We start from the raw sequence: 20,532 nt of genomic DNA on the forward strand, positions 1-20,532 counted from the left end.
CTTTTTTATGCGTTATTTAGATCTTCACTATCATCTTCCACGTCATCAATGTCTTCTTGCTCCATTGACTGCTTTTCACTTTTTATTCGAGAAAAAGCTATAAGAATATCCTTGGCACTATCCAATGGGATGTTTCCAATAATTGTATTTTCAATAAACAGAGAAGCTTCAAAAGGAGCATCTGTATTTGAAATTCGACCAGCCCTTGTCAAGATTTGAGCAATCATGGCAGGACCATTTTTAGCTGAAAATATCGAACTTTCTAACTCAACTAAGGTCTTAAATTTTATCTCTTCCCACTTTTGCCAATAGTTTGGAGAACCTTTGGCTTTTTCCAGCTCCTTAAAAGCTACCTTAGAGGCTATTTTATTTAGCCATTGTCCAAGGCTTTTTGCCGATTCCACTACTTTCTGATCCATTTTTTCTATCCTTATAAAATATGTATTAAATAATAATTCTGCACTAACAGGATATTCTGCTCTAAATACCATAAAATCCTTGAAAGATGAGGAATTAAACAAGTGTAAAAAACGAGACAACGCAAAATCGAAACGTTCATATTCAATACTAACAGACTTCTGTGCTATTCTTTTTCCACACTTGTAAAGTCTAGAGTAATACATCCCATCGACTATGCCACGCAATTGCTTTTGCTTCGCCAATTCTATAATATAATGATTATACGAAAATGGCTTTGCATCCCCATATTGTATCAGATAGATATCAGCAGATTTTAGTGCGTCTAAAACGCGTTCTGCCCGAATGGAGCACTCGGAATCCTTTGTCATTTCTCCCAATGCGGCGAGTAAAGATATTCCATTCATCACAAAACTTTTCGGCGCTCCGGGATAATTTCCACGATACAGAAGCGGACGTTTGGGTTTATTCTTGATTACTCTTCCCTTAAATAATCCCTCTGTTCTCTGTCTCATCATTCTATCAAAAACATATATGAAGTCAAGCATTCGCTCAGCAGAGAGATCAGGTATAATACAAAAGTTACTTCCTTCGTGCTGACAACATGGCTTCAGATCAGTCGTAGTCGCTATGGTACCCAAGATTTTCTCTTTGATAGAAGCTTTAGGCTTACTTCTTGTTATTCCTCCTTTTTCAGTAAATCCCAAAAATTCTCCAGCAAGAGGTATTTCAGACATCACAACCTCCTTCATCTTTTCAAGATCACAATCTGACTCACATAAGGTCGCTTCGTATGCACTCAGACTCTTCCACACATTACCAGCAAGCATATCAGTAGACATAATGCTAGGAGAAAGGAACACTCCCTTTTCCGTATTTCCTTTCTCTTTTGCAATATAGTCATAAGAAACGTCTTCTTTTCCTTCCCAAGCCTCATTAGGCATTAGACGAAAACGATTTTTACAGTGTCTAATCTCCTCTAAAAGAGACAGCTCCTCTGTTTTTGCATCGGCAGAATCTTCTTTTCTAAATAAAAGAAGAGCTTCTGCATATTTAATGAGAGGATGTTCATTTATTTTCATAGTATCCAACTTTAATATTTATCCAACCTTCACTTGTTCCTAAATACCCCATGTTGTTATCCAAAGACCCAAGCAAGAGCTTTCCGAGAAATGGTGAAACCTTAAGATCTATCACGTAACGACCTCCAATATCCACATACTCCCTATTGGTTGGCGTTGTATAGTAAGTAGGGAAATATCCTTTTGTTGTCTCAAATAACTTTGGATCTTTAACAATGTTTTCAAGATCTTTAATTACACGATAATCCATACTGGAACATCCACCCACATGTGTCTTTCCTGCATCCCCTCTCCTATACTGCCTTTTCCAAAAATCATTAAACTTTATCACTTCACCCTCTGACTTTATCTCACACTTAAGAACATCAAAATGTTCCATTAGAAGTGGCTTATAGCTTGAAGAATAGTCATACTTTTCGTGTTTATATGCTTTATCTCTCTTCTTTCTGATTTTGGAGATCTCCTTAATTATATCTTCCCTACACTTAGGACTGAAATGCCATCCGAAAATATTTTCAAATAGTCCGCATAGCATTTTTTTACTTGGAACGTCCAAAGTTTTATAGTAAGATCCCGGGAACTCTGAAACCATTGAAAGAGGGACAAGAGGTTCTAAGATGAGTTGAATCTTATCCGTAAGTTCCGGAACATCCCGAAGGATCTCAAGATTTATGCTTTTTTCTGTTGTATTCATACTGATAATCTATTTGTCTGTTATACAACCAAAACCTATACCGGTAGAGTGTCCTATTCCTATATTCCAGATATATAGTTTTGTCTCCGGCTTACCAACGATTCTGATCGGACACCAACTCGTTTTATTTTTAACTCCTCTATAATCTATGAGCATCCCCTTAGCCCCTCCGCTATCTCTAATAAATTCCGCATAAGCAGAAGGGTCTTCAAGCCCCCCCATTCTGAGTTTTGCTTGAAGTGATTCTGTAAGCACCTTATCTGCTTCCTTATCTGAAAAAATAATATGAGAGTATCCTCCTTCCGGTTGTTTTTGCTTCAACAAAATGGGGCTTACCGGATAGAATATATCACAACCTGACAGATCAGGATCTCCCATGACCAATATTTCTTGGACTACTAAGCCATTGAACATGGTTGGATCTTTAGAAATTCCATCTATGAATCTATCTAAAACTTCCTTGTATGGAGTACCTATGATAAGGCTCCCGGTGGATTCAAACATCATTCCGTTCATACCCTTTACCGCTCGTCCTCCTCTAAGTCGAGAAAAACTAAAAGGCGATTTATTCCCATGCCATTCATTATCTCCCAACCATTTTTGAATGGTTCCAACAAGTAAAGGTTGATGAACAAAAGGGACAAAACTATTATTTCCGGATATGCTTAATTTAATCTTCATAAATTGTTAAATGTATTTCGGGGATTTTATTTCCTCCAAATATAGTCAATAAACACTAATATTCCAATCTATGTTATAAAACAATAAGATGATCATAACGACGATTGTAAGATCGTTCGGTTTGCTTCACAAGAAGTTTATCCAAAAGGATAAAAGAATGTCTTAATCATTTAATAACAAAACAGATAAAGAGAATAACAGCTCGCAAAAGAGGGAAAATACAGTTTAGGAAAGAGATGAAAAGGAATGGTCTTATGATGTTTGATGATGAAAAGATGGCATAAGCGTATTTATAAATATTCTTTATCAAGAATAAAAATAGTTCTAAAAGCAAACAATTGTGGAAGTCAGGACATGGGGTATAAAAATCAAGGGTAGATTTTTGGAAATCGAGATTGGGTTTTGAGAAATCGAGGCTTGAATTTTGGAAATCAACTCGTGATTTGAACTCTTTATCCTGTTTAACGAAAGATGTGAACAGGGTTATCTGAACTTCTGAACGGCTATACGGCAAGATGGAGAGCCGTGAAGAAGATACGGGATTCGGTAGTGGGGAAGGTTGTAGGATAGACAAAAGCAGGAAGAAATGCCGTGAAGAAGATACGGGCTTCGGTAGTAGGGAGTGTTGTATGGTAAACAAAAACAGAAAGGAGTGCTGCAAGGAAGATACAGGAAGAGATACGGAGAAAAAATAGTATCTTTATGGTCGCGTGTTTATGGACACAAAAGATTTAGTAAACCCTTATAAACCCTTCTATTTATGACGAATATAAGAGCCGACTATGCGTCTATTCTTCAGCATTTTCCTATCGAGGGAGAGGTTGTGGAAGTGGTGCCCGTAGGTAACGGACACATCAATGACACTCTCGGAGTGAGGATGTCCGATGGAGAGTTCAAGTATATTTTACAGCGTATCAATCATCTGATCTTTACGGATGTGGAGACGCTTCAGAACAATATCTTTGCAGTTACGGAGCATATCCGCAAGAAACTGTCGGAGCGAGGAGAGAAAGATTTGGACAGAAAGGTGCTGACATTTTTCCGTACCAAAGATGGCAAAAACTATCATTTCGATGGAGAGAGCTACTGGCGCGTATGCCTCTTTATTCCGGACAGCGTGAGCTACGAGGCTGTTACTCCGGAGCTTTCCTACGAAGCAGGTAAAGCGTTCGGCGAGTTCCAGGCGATGCTTGCGGATATTCCTGCCGGAGTGTTGGGCGATACCATTCCAAACTTCCACAACATGACGTTTCGCCTCGGTCAGCTAAGGGATGCGGTGAAAGAGGATAAAGCGGGCAGACTGTCGGAGGTACAGTGGTTAGTGGATGAGCTTGAAAGCCGTGCCGAAAAGATGTGCATTCAAGAGAGACTGTATGAGGAGGGTAAGCTCACGATGCGTACGAACCATTGCGACACGAAGGTGAACAATATCCTTTTCGATAAGAATGAAAAGAAGGTGCTCTGCGTGGTGGATCTCGATACGGTTATGCCGGGATTTGTTCTTTCCGATATAGGCGACTTCATCCGTACAGCAGTGAATACAGGCAGAGAAGATGAGCCGGAGCTTGAGAAGATCGGCGTCAATATGCCTATATTCGAGGCTTACACTCGTGGATATATGGAGAGTGCGCAAGCGTTCCTAACGCCTCAGGAGATCCGTCTGCTCCCTTATGGCGGAAGATTGCTTACTTATATGCAGACCGTGCGCTTCTTGACAGACTATATCAACGGTGATACTTACTACAAGATAGAGAGTCCGAAGCATAATCTGCAACGCTCTTTGGCTCAGTTTGAGTTTTTCAAAAGGCTGGAAGAGAAGGCAGAAGAGATGGATGCTTTCATGGCTCAATGGCTGTAATAGAGCGGACAGATCCTCTTTTTGAGACCTTTTCAAAGGTATCTTTTTATCTGTCCCGACAATAAAAAAATCCGATTCGACCAAAATCGAATCGGATTTTTCGTATATCCTTAAAAGATTGTTCCTAAGAAAGGAGCAGCTCAATCTCCTGTTGTCAGAAGAGAGAGAACTTCACATAACGCTTAGGATTTGCCTTGATGTCCACAAGAAGACTATCGGCAGAGAGGGCTACGCGGTTGAGCTGTTCGTAGAGCCTTTTGTCTGTGAGAAGCAGTCCGAGTGTATTGTCGGGCTGTTGAAGCTTCCGGGTAAGCTGATGAAGCTGCTCTACGGTACGCTGAAGCTCTGCGTAAGTGGCAGCATAGTCGAGGCTGTCGAGCTTGGATGTTATGCCGGCTATGGAGGCTGCTCCGGCTCTGAAATCGGTCATCATTCCGGGCAGATGCTTGTCTATGGATAGTCTGAGTGTGCGTACGGTTTGGTTCAGGTTGATAGAGGTGGCATGAATTTCACCAAGTGTTTCGGGAATATTCCCGTTGTCAATAATGGTATGAATACCCATGAGAAGAGTATCTATCCTGTTGATCGTCCCTGCCAACTTAGGAAGAAGCTCGTCGGTAAACTGAGAAAGAATATCCGTTGTGGCTTTACTGTTCAGCCTCTCACCCGGTTGATGAAAATCGGTAGTACCGGTGCGAACAATCACCAGCTCGGCTCCACTTAAAGGGTTACCCTTGACTATGACGTAGCTGCTCTTGGGTATCTTCAGATTTTTATCTATGGACATTTCGACCTTTGTACCTGTGAAGTCTTTGTAGTCGTACTCCACAGCCGTAACCAAGCCTACCCGGTATCCGTCTATGAGGATGGGAGTGGATACGGTAACGTCTTTGGCATTTTGCAAACTGGTATAGTACACGTATTCCCGACTGAATATATTCAGCCCCTTTAAGAAGTTGAGTCCAAAATAGAGAATGACCAATGCAATGAGTCCTACAATTCCGATTCTTAACAACTGCGACTTCTTGTTGAGTGTTTCCATACAGTTTTGCTTAATATAAATACAACGATAATTCTAATCTACCCTTTTATCTCCGACAAAGGTAACGATAAAACAGCCATTAAAAACTTTCTTCAGCTTCTTTTGTTGCTCCAAAGCCTCTTTTTGAGAGGCAAAGTCGTAAAGAGTATATTTGTATTGGTCGCCATCCCGATAACATTTGAGATGCTGTCCATACCCTTTGAAGCGAGCATCTGACGGATCTATCTTTTTGGAATGAGTAAGGATCTGAATGCGGTATCTCTTCTCCCCTTCCGGAGCGGATGCTTTCTGTGTTTCTGCGTGAACAGATGTTTTGGTAGAAGCATTCACCTCTTCCGCAGGCGGCTGTGGTGCAGACTGCGCAGACTGAGCGGAAAGCTTTTTATCTAAATCCTGCTTATACTTGATCACCGCAGAGGATATGGAACGCGCCATTTCGTCTATACCGGCTGAGGAGTTCATGTAACTCTCTTCTTGCCGATCGGATATAAACCCTAACTCTATAAGGATACTCGGCATGGATGTACGACGCAAAACCAAAAAGATATTCTGCTTGACCCCTCTATTGACCCGACGTCCTCCAACGACCAAATTCTTCTGCACGTTCTGAGCCAGCTTGATGGAGCTTTCCATGTTCTTATTCTGCATGAACTCGAACATGATATAGCTCTCCGTGGAGTTGGGATCGAAACCTTCATATTTTGTCTTGTAGTCATCCTCTTTGAGGATAACGGAGTTTTCTTTCATCGCTACACGAAGATTCTCTTCCGAGCGAGCGAGACCGAGAGTATAAGTTTCTATTCCTCGTGCCGACTTGGACTTTACGGAGTTGGCATGTATAGAGACAAAAAGGTCGGCATGGTTGCGATTGGCATAGTCTGCCCTCTCGTTGAGACCGATAAACACATCGGTGGAGCGAGTCATCAAAACAGCGATGCCGGGATCCTGCTTACGCAGAAACTCTCTTACTTTTAGTCCTACTTTGAGAACAATATCTTTCTCCTTGCTAATGGTTCCCAATGCTCCGGCATCCTTGCCTCCGTGCCCGGGATCTATGACCACGACAAACTTCCCTTTGCTATTCCGAGCAGAAACAGAAGAGGAGAAAAAAGGAAAGAGAAAAGAGAGAAAAAGTGCAAGTAAAGTAGATCTGGTCATAACGTTATTCGTTTACTTCCATTCTGTACGGAGCTATTCCGGTCTCTTCATAGTATGCCAAGAGAGCTTCCTGGTCGTCCGAAATGAGCAGGATATGGTCTTCCACTTGGAGTTCGGTAGTTCCGCTCGGTATAAAATAGTGTCCTCCACGCAATACCATCACCGCAAGTGTATGGCGTGGAAGGGGTATATCTGTGAGAGTGTTGCCGTAAGCCAACATCTCTTGCGTAACAATAATCTCGCTTAGTGCGCTCTTGATCTCTTCGGGAAGCTCGACATCAAATACTCGTTTCTGCACCGGTTCATCCACCAAATCGAGCTTTTCTGCCATCCATGTAGCGGTAGAGCCTTGTATAATGAGGGAAAGCAGAGTGATGAAGAAAACCACGTTAAAAATAGTAGTGGCATTAGGAACTTCTGCAACTAAAGGATAGGTGGCAAAGATGATGGGGACAGCACCACGAAGACCCATCCATGAGACATACAGCCTTGCCTTATTACTCAAAGAGCTTCTTATGGGTAAGAGGGTCAAGAATGTAGCAATAGGGCGCCCAAGAAATATCAAAAACAGGGCTATGAGTATCGCCGGAATGGCAACGTGGAAGAGTTCGGAGGGAACGACCAACAGCCCCAACGTAAGGAACATAATAAGCTGCCAAAGCCATGCGAAACCATCAAAAAATCCTTTGACAGACTTCTGAAACTTGAGTTTAGAGTTTCCTACGATGAGCCCTCCGATATAAACAGCCAGATATCCATTGCCCTTAAATGCGTATGCAGAAGCAAAGATCAGCCCCGAAAATGCCAATAACAAAATGGGATATAGAGAAGGATTGGGGAGATTGATCCTATTGACCATCCAAACGGCTATCTTTCCCATCCCCCAACCGACAAAAGCACCAATGATAAACTGTCTGAAAAAGTCAAACACTGCTTCAAAAGTACTTATATCGCCTAACGAAGCCAGCTGAATAAGTATCACTGTAAGCATATATGCCATAGGGTCATTGCTTCCACTCTCCAACTCCAGTGTGGGACGGAGATTCTGTTTCAGCGTAATCTCTTTCGTCCTCAAGATAGAGAATACAGAAGCAGAATCGGTAGAGGACATTACCGCAGCACAAAGCAAAGATTGTACATAGGTAAGATGGATGGGCATGAACTCAAGCTGAAAGAGATAGTATATGAACGTTCCTGTAAGCAGAGTTGTAAGCAAGACCCCAACCGTAGCCAGAGATATTCCTTCTTTCAGACGAGGCTTTACATCCTTGAAGTTGGTATCCATACCTCCTGAAAAAAGGATTACCGTTAAAGCCATCACTCCAACGAACTGTGCTATCTTGGTGTCGTTAAAACTGATCCCGAGTCCTTCCTCTCCTGCCAACATACCAACTCCCAAAAAGAGAAGCAGTACAGGTACGCCCAGCTTGAAGCCGGCTCGACTAAGAATGAGTCCTAATATGATGAGTGAAGATCCTACGAGAAGAAAATGTTCCGGAGTAAACATGGATACGGTCTTAGATATTGTGTGTTGTAGTTTGAGTAATTATTTTAGAGATTATTCTCATCGCCGGGCTTGTACTGAGAGGAGTAGATAAGGTACTCGATTCTTCTGCATCGGGATATATCCTCTGCTCTATCTCCTTTCATTTTGTACTTGTCCAAAGGAGGTATCTTGAGCTCTTGTCCGAGAGGGACATTATTGTAATCCGATATGACAGAATAGTTCTCCATATAGATGCAGACCCAAAAGATAACATTCCCATAATGTTTCTGTGCCAATCCACTTAAAGTGGTGCCTCTTTCTACTGTCTCCACAGCAAGAGGAAGCATCTTGTCTGTCTGCTCTTCCGGTTCGGCATCTACCTTTTGAGCCTCTACCACCTCTGTTTGTGGAAGAGGAGCGGGAAGCGTTTCAGGGACTGTCTCCTTATGAGAGTTCAGATACCAAAACATAATACCTCCAAGCAAGAGAAGGAGTATGGGAATAAACAAAAAGGCAGGAGACCATTTCTTCTTGTTTTGCACAGCCGGTACAACATCAATCCCTTGTTCCGAAGAAGAGGGTGTATCTTTTTGCCCTAAAACAGAAATATCGAAACTACCGCTTTCAACCTTTTTCTCTTCCGGTATAAATCGAGGAATAGAAAATGTTTGAACCGGTGTTTCGATATGAATATCGGATATCTTTTTGATGTAAAGATCGGGGAATAAAGAGGCAGACTTTAGTATGGTTGGCTCAAAAGCCTCAAAAGGTTTTTGAAGTCGCTCGACAAAAGAGGCATCAGGGGAGAAATCGAGAGTGCTACCTTCAGAAGCATTACGCAGAGAGAGTGTACCAAATCCCTCTTGGTACGCACTTTTCCCCTCTAAAAGCAGAGACAAGAAAGAGCGAGTGTGTTCTTCCAGATCAAGGGCAAACTCTTTGCAAGAGAATGTAGAGTAAATCTCGGAAAGCAGTTGAGCCGTATGATGTTGAGAGTATGATGAGAGAAGGGACAAGTCTCTCTTCTGAAGAAAAGAGATAAGCTCTCCGGCCGGCTCGAAAACAAGAGCAATATGAGGAGGGAAAAGGTATGGAGTGTCTTCTAAAACACCGATGTACTCATCTTCGCATTTCACATAGAGAGTACCTACACCTTCCCAACAAAAAGGATTTCCGTCAAGAAGCGTAGTCTGAAGCCAGTGCACCCATAAGCATATGAGGCGAGATTCGTTCCCGTATGTGTTCATGCCACAATTTCAATTTATGTTTTGTTTCGTATCTCTGCTATAAGGTCAAAACCTATAGTGTCCACAATATCAGCTTTGTAAAACTGCCCTATATCCAAAGGAACAGACAAGCATCCTTGCTTGGAGATTAGTACTTCCGGATCGACATCGGGAGAGTCAAACTCTGTACGACCGATATAATACTCTGTATCCTCTCTGTCTATAATGACCTTTTGCTGTTGTCCTACTTTCTGTTGAGCATTATCAAAAGCAATACCCTCTTGCAGCTTCATTAGTTTGGATAGTCTATCCTTCTTTATCTTCAAGGGGATATCGTCTTTATAGTGCTTCCAAGAGTATGTGTCATCTTCGTGGGAGTATGCAAAAGCTCCCATTCGTTCAAATCTTTGTGCAGCGACAAAATCCAAGAGTTCTTCAAAATCCGACTCTGTCTCTCCGGGATGTCCTACCATCATTGTAGTACGGATGTGAATACCCGGAACTTCTTGCCGAATCCGACTTAGAAGAGCTTCTGTTTCTTTTCTCGAGATACCTCTTCTCATAATCTTCAACATATTGTCTGAAGCGTGTTGCAAAGCGATATCCAAGTAGTTGCAGATCTTATCCTCTGCTGCCATAACCGGCAAAATATCCAAAGGGAACTGTGTAGGATAGGCGTAGTGCAAACGTATCCACTCCAGTCTGTCTATGGTACATAGCTCTCTTAGCAAGTCTGCCAAAGCAGCTCTCTTATAAAGATCCCTTCCATAATAAGTAAGATCTTGAGCGATGAGCTGAATTTCTTTTACACCACTATCAGTAAGAGATGTAACTTCTTTTATGATGTTATCTATACTCCTACTCTTGTGCTTACCGGTGATGAGAGGAATGGCACAATAAGAACAAGCTCTATCACACCCTTCCGAAATCTTCACATAAGCATAATGCTGTGGTGTGGTGATCTTCCTAAGACCCGAAGCATCAACAAGAAAAGCCTTGGTAAGATTTCCGACGAGGTCTTTCCAGTCGAACTTTCCATAATACGCATCGACTTCCGGGATCTCTTTTTTCAGTTCTTCCCTGTATCTTTCAGAGAGGCAACCCATCACATAAAGCTGTCCTATGGCACCTTGCTTCTTTGCCTCTACCATTCTAAGAATAGTTTCGATAGACTCCTCCTTGGCATCTCCTATAAATCCACAAGTATTGATAACAACGATCTCTCCACAAACCCTCTCAGGATCATGAAAGACCTGATACCCCACCGTAATAAAATGGTGCATCAGCAGTTCTGAATCTACGAGATTTTTAGAACATCCCAGTGTTATGATATCTACTCTATTCTTTCTCATTCAAATTGAATCTCTTATATACTCCTTGAGAGTTATTCACCGAAGAGAGAGTCCACAAACTCTTTCTTACGGAAAAGCTGCAAATCGGTAACTTTTTCTCCCAATCCTATGTACTTTACAGGTATCTTAAATTGGTCTGAAATACCTATTACGACACCTCCCTTGGCTGTTCCATCCAACTTTGTTATAGCCAAAGCATTCACTTCCGTTGCAGCTGTAAACTGCTTTGCTTGTTCAAACGCATTTTGACCTGTGGAACCATCCAGAACAAGAAGAACTTCATGAGGAGCATCCGGTACAACTTTTTTCATGACGTTCTTTATCTTGGTAAGTTCATTCATCAAGCCGACCTTATTATGAAGTCTGCCGGCTGTGTCTATGATAACCACGTCTGCTCCACTGGCTTTTGCAGAAGAGAGTGTATCGAAAGCGACAGAAGCAGGATCCGAACCCATTTGCTGCTTGACAACAGGCACTCCCACTCTTTCGCCCCAAATAACCAACTGGTCAACAGCGGCGGCTCTAAATGTATCCGCTGCACCAAGAACGACATTATATCCTGCAGACTTGAATTGGTATGCTAACTTCCCTATCGTCGTTGTCTTTCCAACACCATTGACCCCTACAACCATTATGACATAAGGTTTTGTTTCCTTAGGGAGAGAAAACGCATCGCCATCCATAGAGTTGTTCTCTTCCAACAGAGCAGCTATTTCTCCTCTAAGTATTTTGGTCAGCTCGTTTGTTCCAAAATATTTGTCTTGAGCAACGCGTTCTTCTATACGTTTAATGATCTTCAGAGTGGTTTCCACTCCGACATCAGATGTTACCAAGATTTCTTCCAGTTCGTCCAAGACCTCATCGTCAACCGTGCTTTTTCCGGCTATTGCACGACCGATCTTAGAAAAGACGTTGGACCTTGTGTTCTCCAAACCCTCATCCAAAGTTTTCTTCTTATCCTTTGAAAAAAAACCAAATAATCCCATAACTCTATCCCTTTTTGCCTTTAATATCTTCTTAACTGCCTAACACATCCTATTCAGGTAATCTTCATATCCGTATGAGCGATAAATCTCAAACGTGCCATCTGTATGCTTAATAGCAATACTTGGATGAGGAATACCATTAAACATTGTCGTCTTTACAGTAGTATAATGAATCATGTCCTCGAACAAGACAATGTCTCCAATCTTAACTTCCTGAGGAAAGGTCCAATCTCCTATAAAATCTCCACTCAAACAGCTGTTGCCTCCTATTCTATACACATATCCTTTCTCCGGGAATGCGCCAATCTCTGCTCCACGGACACGTGGCTGATACGGCATCTCAAGACAGTCCGGCATGTGAGCGGTGAAAGAAGCATCTACGATAAGAGTTTTTATTCCACTATTTTCAACGACGTCCAATACCTGAGTCTTCAAGTAACCGGTTTGCCAAGCAAAAGCACTTCCCGGCTCTAAAATAAGAGTTAGATTCGGGTATTTTTCTTTGAACCTCCGCAACAGCGTAATCAAATGTTCAACATCATACTCTGCGTGAGTCATCAAATGTCCTCCTCCCATATTGAGCCACTTTAGTTGAGGAAGATATTCTCCAAACTTTTCCTCCACGTGCTTGAGAGTTTCCTCTAAATCATAAGAATTACTCTCACAATGGGAATGAAAATGAAAGCCGTCTATACCTTGGGGAAGCTCTTGAGGCAACTGAGAGGATAATATACCCAATCTTGAACCCGGAGCGCAAGGATTATATAAATCAGTCCCTACCGTAGAATATTCGGGATTGATGCGAATACCACAAGAGTGTGTTCCTCCATAGTTTTGCACAAGAGGATAAAATTTTTGAAACTGAGATAGCGAGTTAAAGACAATATGATCGCTATATTTCAAAATCTCATCGAATTCATCCTCTTTGTATGCAGGAGCAAAAGTATATGTAGGAGATCCCATATATTCATACCCCATCCGAGCCTCAAATATGGAACTTGCGGTGCTTGATTTGATATACTCTCGAAATATTGGAAAAGATTTCCAAAGAGCAAAAGCCTTGAATGCCAATATTATTTCTGCTCCACTTCTTTGGGCAACATCTTTTATGAGGGAAAGATTATAACGTAGCTTCTCCTCCTCCATGACATAACATGGGATCTTCGGATGCTCTTTTTCTGTGGGGAGAATATTCTTAAACTCTTGCATAAAACTCTATTCAAAAAATCAGCTGCCAACAGCTGTTCTAATAATTTCAGTGAAAATCGGCTTAACACCTGTTATAATAAATTCCGCAGCTATCACCATCAATATCAAGCCCATAATTCGAGAAAGAACTTTATTACCGGTTTCTCCGAGCCAAACAGTTATGCGTTCTGATGTTCTTAAAATCAAACCCGCCGAAATATAAAACAATATGATGGTCGCCACCAATATTATTACCTTTCCATTAGTATCGGCCTCTTCTCGGAGTAAAATTCCGTTGGTCATCATGCCGGGACCACACAAAATAGGAATGGCTAATGGAATTATAGAGATATTATCGGTATCCTCCTGCTTTTCCGTATCGTGATCTTCAACAAGCTTAGAGTTTCTCCTACTGCCGGCATCGTTCATCATTGCATATCCCAGATTAAAAAAGATAATTCCTCCAATAATACGAAAGCCATCTATGGATATTCCAAAGACCTTAAAAATAAGAGGTCCAAGAAATGCAAAAAACAAGAGTGTTACAATAGAAGCTGTTATAGCCTTTACGATAACTCGCCCCTTAGCCTTTTGGGTTAACCCATTTGTAAGAGAAAGATAAAACGGCATAACAGCCAAAGGATTAGATATAGTAACAAGGGATACTATACAGATGAGAAAAAATCCCCATCCTCCATCAAATACTTCCATAAGAAAATGTTTTACTCTATTCTAAATGCTTTCTTACCTATCAAATGACCATCCGAGAAGATATCTGCCCTATAATTTCCCTCCAAAAGATATTCACTGATATCCCAAAATAGAGTTACTTGAACAGGTTCTCCATCGTACTCAATAGTTCTTTTCATAGAATATTCAAGCATTCCATTTTCATACGCAAAAGTGCCATCATGTAAAGTCAGTATTTCTCCATCAGGCTTCAAAATACGAACATAAATAGTCTTCTCTCCTACTTCTGCCGTTACATTACGATCTATATTTGCAACAACACGGATTTGAGCAGCTTTCTTTATCTTTTTAGTCTCTTTACCTTTCTTATCCAATAAAGAGACTGCAATATACGAAACACTAAGCTTACTGGCTCTTTGAACCTGCTCATTCAGGGCAGTCTTCTCGGCTTGAAGTCTCTGAGCAGTGGTAGTTACTTGAGATATCTGCTGGCGGACTCTGGTATTCTCTTCTTTAAGCTCCATATTTGCTTTGTTCAACGAGTCTATCTGCTGTACATAGTGTCGCATGATCTTTCGGAGTGTTTCCAATTCCTTCTTGAGTTCTCCAATCCGTTTTGCATTATTGCTCTTAACGGTCTTCAACTCTTCCATCAAGCGCTGTACTTTTGCTTGCTCTCCCTCAAGTTTCTTCAATAAGGAGTCATTACTCACTGTGAATTTATATCCTTCATACTGCATAGATAAATCGTTAAACTCCTCTTCAAGAAGTTGTCTATCCAATATCATCTGCTCTTTGAACTCATTGAGTTCATTATTTTGTCTCAGAAGGATAAAACCTGCCACTCCCAAAGCTATGGCAGCCACTACAACTATGGTATAAACTAAAGCTTTCTTCTGCATATATTGTCGCTATTTCTCTTCTATAAAAACTTCTTATTATTCCACCAAAATATTATTTTTTCGTTTTTCAATAGGCTTTTCATACTCTCCTCACTCTCAAGAGGAGTACCATCTATGCCCGTCAGATGTACGGAAAGACCAACTTTCCCTCTATCACCTTCTATAAAAGTAAGAAGATTTGTGATGGATACAAGCTGAGACATTACTAACTTACCCTGTGTCATAGCTTTAGAAGAACTATTCTTCATGAATGTTTCAAAAGAATATGATGGTTCATGGAAAGTTTTATCTTTTTTCTTCCAAGACACATCATAAAAAGACAAGACCGAATGCTCAGGAGAGATTAAAGATGTTCTGATAACAGCAATCAAAGGATCTTTTTGCCCTTTCACCGGAAGCATACAAAGCTCTATCTTTGAGTGCTTATCCAGTACAACAACCATTCTCGTATTGCTAAGATAAAGGAGTTTACTTTTGCCATTAAATTCATTCTCCACCTCCAAGTCTACCTCTTCTTTCTCCCTCCTCGCTTCATAACGATCTATCAGATCTTTCTTATTATTCAAGGAAAGTACGGGAAAAGCAGATTCCGGAGCATCAATAAAGACTTCTGCTACAGTTTGAGCTGATAAACTGCCACAGCAAAAGATCAGAACAAGGATACCCCACAAAAAAACTATATACTTTTGGAAATGCTTCATTCTCTTGTATTATCTAAAAACAAAGGTACTACATCTTTTGGGGTCATAAGATTCTGATGGGAAGTTCTCCGCGACGCAAGAAAAGCCTTTCGGAAGGAATGCTCCTCTTGAGCACCTTCAGTTCCAAATCTTTACCCACTCTTATTCCCTCTCGAAACAAGCGATTTTCCACAAACTTGTAAGCAAGATCGGGGTGATTATTGTCTTTGCTTAGGTGGCAAAGAGCTATAAAGGTCATATCCAAATGATAGTTAGAGGCTAGACATTCAGCACTTTTCACATTACTAAGGTGTCCTGTGCCACAAGTAATACGCTCTTTTAAAAACTGTGGATACCTACCTCCTTTCAACATTTCTTCATCATAGTTGCTCTCAAATACAAGAAAGTTACTTTGTCTTATAGCTCTCTCCACTTCAGGTGTAACATCTCCTATGTCCGTCATCAAAGTAAACACTCCGACAGGAGTCTCTATCATATATCCAATATTGTCTGTGCTATCGTGGGGAATAGGAATAGCTCTAACCCTGATAGCTCCTATTTCTGAGACCTTACTTGGCTCGATCGGCTTCAAATATCCGGAAATATCTTCTTGGATATATCTACTTGTGATAAGAGCGTGCATTACCTTTCTTGTAGCATAAATAGGCATATGATACCTCGTAGCAATACTTCCTACTCCACGCACATGATCAGCATGATCATGTGTTACCAAAATTCCGGATAGAGAGGTAGGATCTATTCCCTTATCTTTCAAGGCATCCACGATTGCTCGTCCTCTAAGCCCGGCATCTATGAGTACAGATGTTCCAAAATACGAGAAGAAGTAGCAATTTCCACTGCTGCCACTTCCTATGCTAAAAAATGTAATATAGTCAGCTGATTGTTTCACCTTAATGCTATTATCCCTCCTAAGTTTGCTTCGTCAATCCAAGCTTATTTCCCCTTTTAATGGTTCCTGCATTAGTTTCCTAACCGCATCCATAGGGAGTCCTTTACCCAAGAGATACATTAACTTACATAGCGCAGCTTCAAAGGTGAGATCTATTCCACTTATAACTCCTGCTTCTGAAAGTTCATTTCCCGTTTTATAGCGACGCATTTCAACAGCTCCCATAATACATTGGGTAACATTTACAATAACAATGTCTCGTGTTTCTATTGCATTACGTAAGGCCGATAAGAACCATTCATGAGTAGGAGCATTACCACTACCAAAAGTTTCCATGACGACGCCCTTAAGGTTTGGAATGCTCAGTATTTGATCAATCACAACGGGAGTTATTCCTGGAAAAAGCTTTAGTGCAACAACATTGGTATCCATTGATGTTGAAATCTTTAATGGTGCATTCAATGACAATAGATTTGCACTTCTTACTGCCTTTGAATAATGTATATTTATTCCGACATCAGCAAGAGGAGGAAAATTCGGTGTATCAAAAGCATTAAAATGATCCGTTGAAATCTTGGTTGTTCGATTTCCTCGCATCAATTTGTTCTCAAAAAAGACACAAACCTCTTGAATATAAGGCAATCCACTATCCCTTTTAGCAGCAGCTATTTCTATCGATGTTATAAGATTTTCCTTACCATCAGTCCTCAATTTCCCTATTGGTAGCTGAGATCCTGTTAATATTACCGGCTTTGCCAAGTCATCCAACATAAAAGAAAGAGCGGACGCAGTGTAAGCCATCGTGTCCGTTCCATGCAATACAACAAAGCCATCATAAATATCATAGTTCTTCTCTATTACTTTGGCTATTTCTATCCATGAAAACTGGTCCATCGAAGAAGAGTCCAATGGAGGGTCAAAAGAGACGGATGAAATATTATATCCAAAACGCTTTAACTCCGGAACCTGTGCCTCCAAGTAATGAAAGTCAAAAGCTTCTAAAAGCCCGGTATCACTATTCTCTATCATACCGATAGTCCCACCTGTATAAATAAGCAATACTGATGGTTTATTGGGACCTAATTTCATCTTTTTATTCTTTTTCTTTTAGAGACTCAAAATCAAAACATATATTGGAAATCATCATCCTCAATAGTGAGAGACAAAGATACAACTTTATTTCAACTCGGAAGTAATTAGAATTGGCTTCTGTCCTGCATTATATAAAGGGTGTTTTATCTGAATGGTCTTTATTGTGCTCCTGTTCATCTGCCCCCTTTAGCACAGGAAGGCTAATATTAAACCAAGCACAAAGAACCCGACAAACAATTACACTAAGAGCAGACAATAACTGAGTAAGCCCTAAGTTCATCCCTATACTTACCAAAATCGTATAGATAAGTCCTCCTAAGACGCACGCAAGAGCATAAATATCCTTTCTAAAGACAAGAGGTATCTCATTTATGAGGATGTCGCGAGTCATTCCACCAAAAAAGCCGGTGATAGTCCCCATGATGATAGCAACCCAATATGGGAATCCCAAATCCAATGTTTTATCAACACCAACCACAACAAACAATCCCAACCCTATGGCATCAAAAAGAAAAACCGTATTCTGCATACGGACCAGATATTTCTTAAAAATTGCGGTAAAAAGCAAGGCTACAAAAGAAATAATAAGGTATGACTCTTGTATCATCCAGAAAGGTGTTACACCCAAAAAAAGATCTCGAACGGTACCGCCACCCACTGCGGTAACAAAACCCACAACATAGGCACCAAACCAGTCAAACTTCTTCGCAGAAGCCAATCGAATACCAGATATAGCAAAAGCAAATGTGCCCAAATAGTCACAAATCGTAATAAAATCTATCATTAATCTACTTCTATAGACAGTTAATACTGTTCATTCTCGTTAGGAAAGTCTCCGCTTTTCACATCCTCAATATAGGCTTTCAATGCTTCATGAATAACTTCATTAAGTTTAGCATAGCGGCGAAGGAATCTTGGTGAAAACCCTTGAGATATTCCCAGCATATCGTGCATAACAAGTACTTGCCCATCTACTCCGGCACCAGCTCCAATGCCAATAACAGGAATCATCACACTCTCCGCAACTTGCTTTGCGAGCTGTGCTGGGATCTTTTCTAACACAAGAGCAAAGCATCCCAATTCTTCCAAAAGTTTTGCATCAGCAAGAAGTTTTTCGGCTTCTGCTTCTTCTCTTGCTCGGACAGCATAAGTGCCAAATTTATTTATACTTTGAGGAGTAAGCCCTAAGTGCCCCATTATTGGAATACCTGCCGACAAAATTCTCTGAACAGACTCGGTAATCTCTGAACCACCTTCCATCTTGATAGCATCTGCATGAGTCTCTTTCATCACACGTATAGCAGAGTGCAATGCCTCCTTTGAATTTCCTTGATAAGAGCCAAATGGAAGATCTACAACAACAAGTGCACGCCTCACAGCTTTCATCACGCTCTTGCCATGATAAATCATCTGATCCAATGTAATAGGAAGAGTAGTAACATTCCCAGCCATGACATTAGAGGCAGAATCCCCAACAAGAATAACATCCATGCCCGACTCATCTATCAATCCACCGAAAGAGAAGTCATAAGCTGTAAGCATGCTTATCTTCTCTCCCCTCTGTTTCATTTCCAGCAGTCTGTGAGTTGTTACTTTTTTTCTATCACTACTGAGATAATTGCTCATATTTCCCTTTATCTTTTGTTCAAAATCCTTGTAATTAGAAGAGTACAAAGGTAGAAAAGAAAATCCATAAAATTTTTCTTGACCTGACTTATCTGTGCAAAAAATCAAATATCATCTTTCCTCAAGGATAACATTATGCTGTCAAGTAATTAGAGATTAATTCTCTCTATTCTTTCAAATCATTAATGTACAATTGATAGAACAACATATATAGCCAATATCCTTTATATTTTGCCACTAAGGTACGATTGATAAATCAAAGGACAAATCAACAAAGAGATCAACTAACAGGAATTTTGATTCTTCTCAAGATTTGATTTGTCGCAAATATAGAGATATTAAAGGCTTTCTACAAGCCCGTTATCGCTTTTTATTGACTCTACTATATTTTCAAGCTCCGATATTGTTTCCGCTTTATAGTAGTTCCCTTTATGGGAGACAAGTGCCATCAGATCTTCTCCTATAACTTCCTCCCTTTTAACAAAAAGCTCCCACACAGGCACCCCGACTGCTTTGGCTATTCTCTCGGCTGTTGTGGTTGTAATGGATTCTGCGTTAAGCATCCTCTTGACAGATTGCAAAGACACCTCCATTGCATCTGCAAGAATCTGATAGGTCATACCTTTTTCTTTTAAGACATCCTTTATTCTCATCTCCTCTTGTTTTACTACGTAAATATAACTCTTTATATATACGGGCATACAATTTTATATACTAAAAAAGCTAAAGCATATAATTTGGGCGCTTTAGATTACTCTCTTGAACAATATCTCAATCAACTAGCGTAATTGTCTCAAAGCCGAGGCGCAGTAGAGCCTCGGCTATATTACTTCCTATGCCACACCCTGCAAGTAGAACCTTGAAAGATTTAATCGTTGTCTGTTGCTGATCTGAAACATAGATTCTATTTCTATTATATCGGCACATAGTAATCATCATTAATGAAAGAAGTTCGCTCGTTGACAAGTCGTAATCCCTTTCCTATTTATGAAGACTTATTATTTTGATTTTCTGACAGATATGCTTATTTGAATATCTCCTCCTCGCAAAGAAGGTGCGCAGCGAGCATGAAAAGCACGCTGCGCAACACCGCCAAATACCTCGAAGCCTATATAGGTACGGAGGTGAATAATAGTGATTTCAGCTATCTGCTGGTCAAAGCATTCTTTTATTTTGTGCGGCAGAACTATGAGCTTAGACACAACACGGTCGTCAAAATAATACAAGCAATCATCTCAACCTTAAATCGCCTCAAGCGTGATGGATATGATGCCCGCAGAGACTACTCGGACTACAAGATGGGCATTGAGGAGGTTACAACGGTTGCTTCGTCTGATGATGAGATAGAGCGTTTGTACAACCTTGATCTTAAAGGGCTGTCTGTAATTATCCGAAACCTATTTGTGTTTGCTTGTGAGACAGGGTCGAGGTATTCCGATTTGGTCGCCCTCTAGGACAGTAA

General features: G+C 40.7%; 21 protein-coding genes. 2 read left to right on the top strand and 19 right to left on the bottom strand.

Going from position 1 to position 20,532, the window contains the following annotated elements; all coding sequences use genetic code 11:
- Window positions 1-5: 5 nt before the first annotated feature.
- From cas8c to cas6, 3 genes are read right to left on the bottom strand one after another with little or no spacing between them, the layout of a single operon-like run.
- Window positions 6-1,499 carry a type I-PGING CRISPR-associated protein Cas8c/Csp2 gene (gene cas8c, locus JT26_RS05450; protein WP_036847321.1) on the bottom strand — a complete coding sequence of 498 codons (1,494 nt, stop codon included), beginning with the start codon at window positions 1,497-1,499 and terminating at the stop codon, window positions 6-8.
- The gene (cas5p, locus tag JT26_RS05455) at window positions 1,486-2,193 is read right to left on the bottom strand and encodes a type I-PGING CRISPR-associated protein Cas5p (RefSeq protein WP_036847324.1); all 708 of its coding nucleotides are present in this window, start codon (window positions 2,191-2,193) and stop codon (window positions 1,486-1,488) included. The genes cas8c and cas5p overlap by 14 nt, the downstream gene beginning before the upstream one ends.
- Before the next feature lie 9 nt (window positions 2,194-2,202).
- On the bottom strand, window positions 2,203-2,874 hold the full coding sequence (gene cas6 / locus JT26_RS05460) for a CRISPR-associated endoribonuclease Cas6 (protein ID WP_036847327.1): 672 nt from the start codon (window positions 2,872-2,874) through the stop codon (window positions 2,203-2,205).
- Window positions 2,875-3,634: 760 nt separating this feature from the next.
- On the opposite strand from cas6, the gene JT26_RS05470 reads away from it, so the two are divergent.
- The gene (locus JT26_RS05470; RefSeq protein ID WP_036847332.1) at window positions 3,635-4,732 is read left to right on the top strand and encodes a phosphotransferase enzyme family protein; all 1,098 of its coding nucleotides are present in this window, start codon (window positions 3,635-3,637) and stop codon (window positions 4,730-4,732) included.
- A gap of 154 nt (window positions 4,733-4,886) precedes the next feature.
- Here JT26_RS05470 and JT26_RS05475 read toward each other — a convergent pair whose 3' ends face one another.
- The 16 genes from JT26_RS05475 to JT26_RS10445 all read right to left on the bottom strand — a co-directional run bounded on the left by JT26_RS05475 (window position 4,887) and on the right by JT26_RS10445 (window position 20,009).
- Window positions 4,887-5,774, bottom strand: a complete 888-nt coding sequence (locus JT26_RS05475; protein ID WP_036847334.1) for an MlaD family protein — start codon at window positions 5,772-5,774, stop codon at window positions 4,887-4,889.
- Window positions 5,775-5,807: 33 nt separating this feature from the next.
- Window positions 5,808-6,932: an N-acetylmuramoyl-L-alanine amidase gene (locus JT26_RS05480; protein ID WP_036847338.1), complete on the bottom strand. Its 1,125-nt coding sequence runs from the start codon at window positions 6,930-6,932 to the stop codon at window positions 5,808-5,810.
- A gap of 4 nt (window positions 6,933-6,936) precedes the next feature.
- A complete protein-coding gene (locus JT26_RS05485) occupies window positions 6,937-8,439 on the bottom strand; it encodes a potassium/proton antiporter (RefSeq protein WP_036790428.1) in 1,503 nt (500 codons plus the stop codon).
- 44 nt (window positions 8,440-8,483) lie between these two features.
- Window positions 8,484-9,665 carry a LysM peptidoglycan-binding domain-containing protein gene (locus JT26_RS05490; RefSeq protein WP_036847342.1) on the bottom strand — a complete coding sequence of 394 codons (1,182 nt, stop codon included), beginning with the start codon at window positions 9,663-9,665 and terminating at the stop codon, window positions 8,484-8,486.
- Window positions 9,666-9,679: 14 nt separating this feature from the next.
- Window positions 9,680-10,996, bottom strand: a complete 1,317-nt coding sequence (gene rimO / locus JT26_RS05495; protein ID WP_036847345.1) for a 30S ribosomal protein S12 methylthiotransferase RimO — start codon at window positions 10,994-10,996, stop codon at window positions 9,680-9,682.
- Window positions 10,997-11,028: 32 nt separating this feature from the next.
- Complete coding sequence (gene ftsY / locus JT26_RS05500) at window positions 11,029-11,982, bottom strand: signal recognition particle-docking protein FtsY (RefSeq protein WP_036847348.1); 954 nt, start codon at window positions 11,980-11,982, stop codon at window positions 11,029-11,031.
- Between the two features lie 39 nt (window positions 11,983-12,021).
- Window positions 12,022-13,191 (bottom strand): carboxynorspermidine decarboxylase, encoded by a 1,170-nt coding sequence (gene nspC / locus JT26_RS05505; protein ID WP_052110380.1) that lies wholly within the window; start codon window positions 13,189-13,191, stop codon window positions 12,022-12,024.
- An 18-nt stretch (window positions 13,192-13,209) separates the two neighbouring features.
- A complete protein-coding gene (locus tag JT26_RS05510) occupies window positions 13,210-13,881 on the bottom strand; it encodes a MarC family protein (RefSeq protein ID WP_036847351.1) in 672 nt (223 codons plus the stop codon).
- 11 nt (window positions 13,882-13,892) lie between these two features.
- Window positions 13,893-14,762 carry a hypothetical protein gene (locus JT26_RS05515; RefSeq protein WP_036847353.1) on the bottom strand — a complete coding sequence of 290 codons (870 nt, stop codon included), beginning with the start codon at window positions 14,760-14,762 and terminating at the stop codon, window positions 13,893-13,895.
- A 20-nt stretch (window positions 14,763-14,782) separates the two neighbouring features.
- Window positions 14,783-15,463 carry a DUF3256 family protein gene (locus JT26_RS05520; RefSeq protein WP_036847356.1) on the bottom strand — a complete coding sequence of 227 codons (681 nt, stop codon included), beginning with the start codon at window positions 15,461-15,463 and terminating at the stop codon, window positions 14,783-14,785.
- A gap of 43 nt (window positions 15,464-15,506) precedes the next feature.
- Window positions 15,507-16,352: an MBL fold metallo-hydrolase gene (locus JT26_RS05525; protein ID WP_235300027.1), complete on the bottom strand. Its 846-nt coding sequence runs from the start codon at window positions 16,350-16,352 to the stop codon at window positions 15,507-15,509.
- Window positions 16,353-16,385: 33 nt separating this feature from the next.
- On the bottom strand, window positions 16,386-17,441 hold the full coding sequence (locus tag JT26_RS05530) for an asparaginase (protein ID WP_036847359.1): 1,056 nt from the start codon (window positions 17,439-17,441) through the stop codon (window positions 16,386-16,388).
- 130 nt (window positions 17,442-17,571) lie between these two features.
- Window positions 17,572-18,228, bottom strand: a complete 657-nt coding sequence (locus JT26_RS05535; RefSeq protein WP_036847362.1) for a trimeric intracellular cation channel family protein — start codon at window positions 18,226-18,228, stop codon at window positions 17,572-17,574.
- A gap of 20 nt (window positions 18,229-18,248) precedes the next feature.
- Window positions 18,249-19,070, bottom strand: a complete 822-nt coding sequence (gene panB / locus JT26_RS05540; protein WP_036847422.1) for a 3-methyl-2-oxobutanoate hydroxymethyltransferase — start codon at window positions 19,068-19,070, stop codon at window positions 18,249-18,251.
- A gap of 338 nt (window positions 19,071-19,408) precedes the next feature.
- Complete coding sequence (locus JT26_RS05545; protein WP_052089720.1) at window positions 19,409-19,771, bottom strand: helix-turn-helix transcriptional regulator; 363 nt, start codon at window positions 19,769-19,771, stop codon at window positions 19,409-19,411.
- 70 nt (window positions 19,772-19,841) lie between these two features.
- A complete protein-coding gene (locus JT26_RS10445; RefSeq protein ID WP_316931157.1) occupies window positions 19,842-20,009 on the bottom strand; it encodes a ThiF family adenylyltransferase in 168 nt (55 codons plus the stop codon).
- A gap of 89 nt (window positions 20,010-20,098) precedes the next feature.
- Between JT26_RS10445 and JT26_RS05550 the strand changes: the two genes are divergently transcribed.
- The gene (locus tag JT26_RS05550) at window positions 20,099-20,524 is read left to right on the top strand and encodes a phage integrase SAM-like domain-containing protein (RefSeq protein ID WP_316931420.1); all 426 of its coding nucleotides are present in this window, start codon (window positions 20,099-20,101) and stop codon (window positions 20,522-20,524) included.
- The last annotated feature ends 8 nt before the right edge of the window (window positions 20,525-20,532 follow it).

It is taken from the genome of Porphyromonas sp. COT-108 OH1349 (genome assembly GCF_000768755.1).
GTDB lineage: Bacteria > Bacteroidota > Bacteroidia > Bacteroidales > Porphyromonadaceae > Porphyromonas_A > Porphyromonas_A canoris.

What these genes read in the sequence shown, in the direction of transcription:
- JT26_RS05535 (WP_036847362.1), bottom strand. Translation starts at nt 18,228, where the DNA reads ATGATAGATTTTATTACGATTTGTGACTATTTGGGCACATTTGCTTTT.
- ftsY (WP_036847348.1), bottom strand. Translation starts at nt 11,982, where the DNA reads ATGGGATTATTTGGTTTTTTTTCAAAGGATAAGAAGAAAACTTTGGAT.
- panB (WP_036847422.1), bottom strand. Translation starts at nt 19,070, where the DNA reads ATGAGCAATTATCTCAGTAGTGATAGAAAAAAAGTAACAACTCACAGA.
- cas5p (WP_036847324.1), bottom strand. Translation starts at nt 2,193, where the DNA reads ATGAATACAACAGAAAAAAGCATAAATCTTGAGATCCTTCGGGATGTT.
- JT26_RS05475 (WP_036847334.1), bottom strand. Translation starts at nt 5,774, where the DNA reads ATGGAAACACTCAACAAGAAGTCGCAGTTGTTAAGAATCGGAATTGTA.
- JT26_RS05470 (WP_036847332.1), top strand. Translation starts at nt 3,635, where the DNA reads ATGACGAATATAAGAGCCGACTATGCGTCTATTCTTCAGCATTTTCCT.
- JT26_RS05490 (WP_036847342.1), bottom strand. Translation starts at nt 9,665, where the DNA reads ATGAACACATACGGGAACGAATCTCGCCTCATATGCTTATGGGTGCAC.
- cas6 (WP_036847327.1), bottom strand. Translation starts at nt 2,874, where the DNA reads ATGAAGATTAAATTAAGCATATCCGGAAATAATAGTTTTGTCCCTTTT.
- nspC (WP_052110380.1), bottom strand. Translation starts at nt 13,191, where the DNA reads ATGCAAGAGTTTAAGAATATTCTCCCCACAGAAAAAGAGCATCCGAAG.
- rimO (WP_036847345.1), bottom strand. Translation starts at nt 10,996, where the DNA reads ATGAGAAAGAATAGAGTAGATATCATAACACTGGGATGTTCTAAAAAT.
- JT26_RS05545 (WP_052089720.1), bottom strand. Translation starts at nt 19,771, where the DNA reads ATGCCCGTATATATAAAGAGTTATATTTACGTAGTAAAACAAGAGGAG.
- JT26_RS05530 (WP_036847359.1), bottom strand. Translation starts at nt 17,441, where the DNA reads ATGAAATTAGGTCCCAATAAACCATCAGTATTGCTTATTTATACAGGT.
- JT26_RS05510 (WP_036847351.1), bottom strand. Translation starts at nt 13,881, where the DNA reads ATGGAAGTATTTGATGGAGGATGGGGATTTTTTCTCATCTGTATAGTA.
- cas8c (WP_036847321.1), bottom strand. Translation starts at nt 1,499, where the DNA reads ATGAAAATAAATGAACATCCTCTCATTAAATATGCAGAAGCTCTTCTT.
- JT26_RS05515 (WP_036847353.1), bottom strand. Translation starts at nt 14,762, where the DNA reads ATGCAGAAGAAAGCTTTAGTTTATACCATAGTTGTAGTGGCTGCCATA.
- JT26_RS05520 (WP_036847356.1), bottom strand. Translation starts at nt 15,463, where the DNA reads ATGAAGCATTTCCAAAAGTATATAGTTTTTTTGTGGGGTATCCTTGTT.
- JT26_RS05485 (WP_036790428.1), bottom strand. Translation starts at nt 8,439, where the DNA reads ATGTTTACTCCGGAACATTTTCTTCTCGTAGGATCTTCACTCATCATA.
- JT26_RS10445 (WP_316931157.1), bottom strand. Translation starts at nt 20,009, where the DNA reads ATGATGATTACTATGTGCCGATATAATAGAAATAGAATCTATGTTTCA.
- JT26_RS05480 (WP_036847338.1), bottom strand. Translation starts at nt 6,932, where the DNA reads ATGACCAGATCTACTTTACTTGCACTTTTTCTCTCTTTTCTCTTTCCT.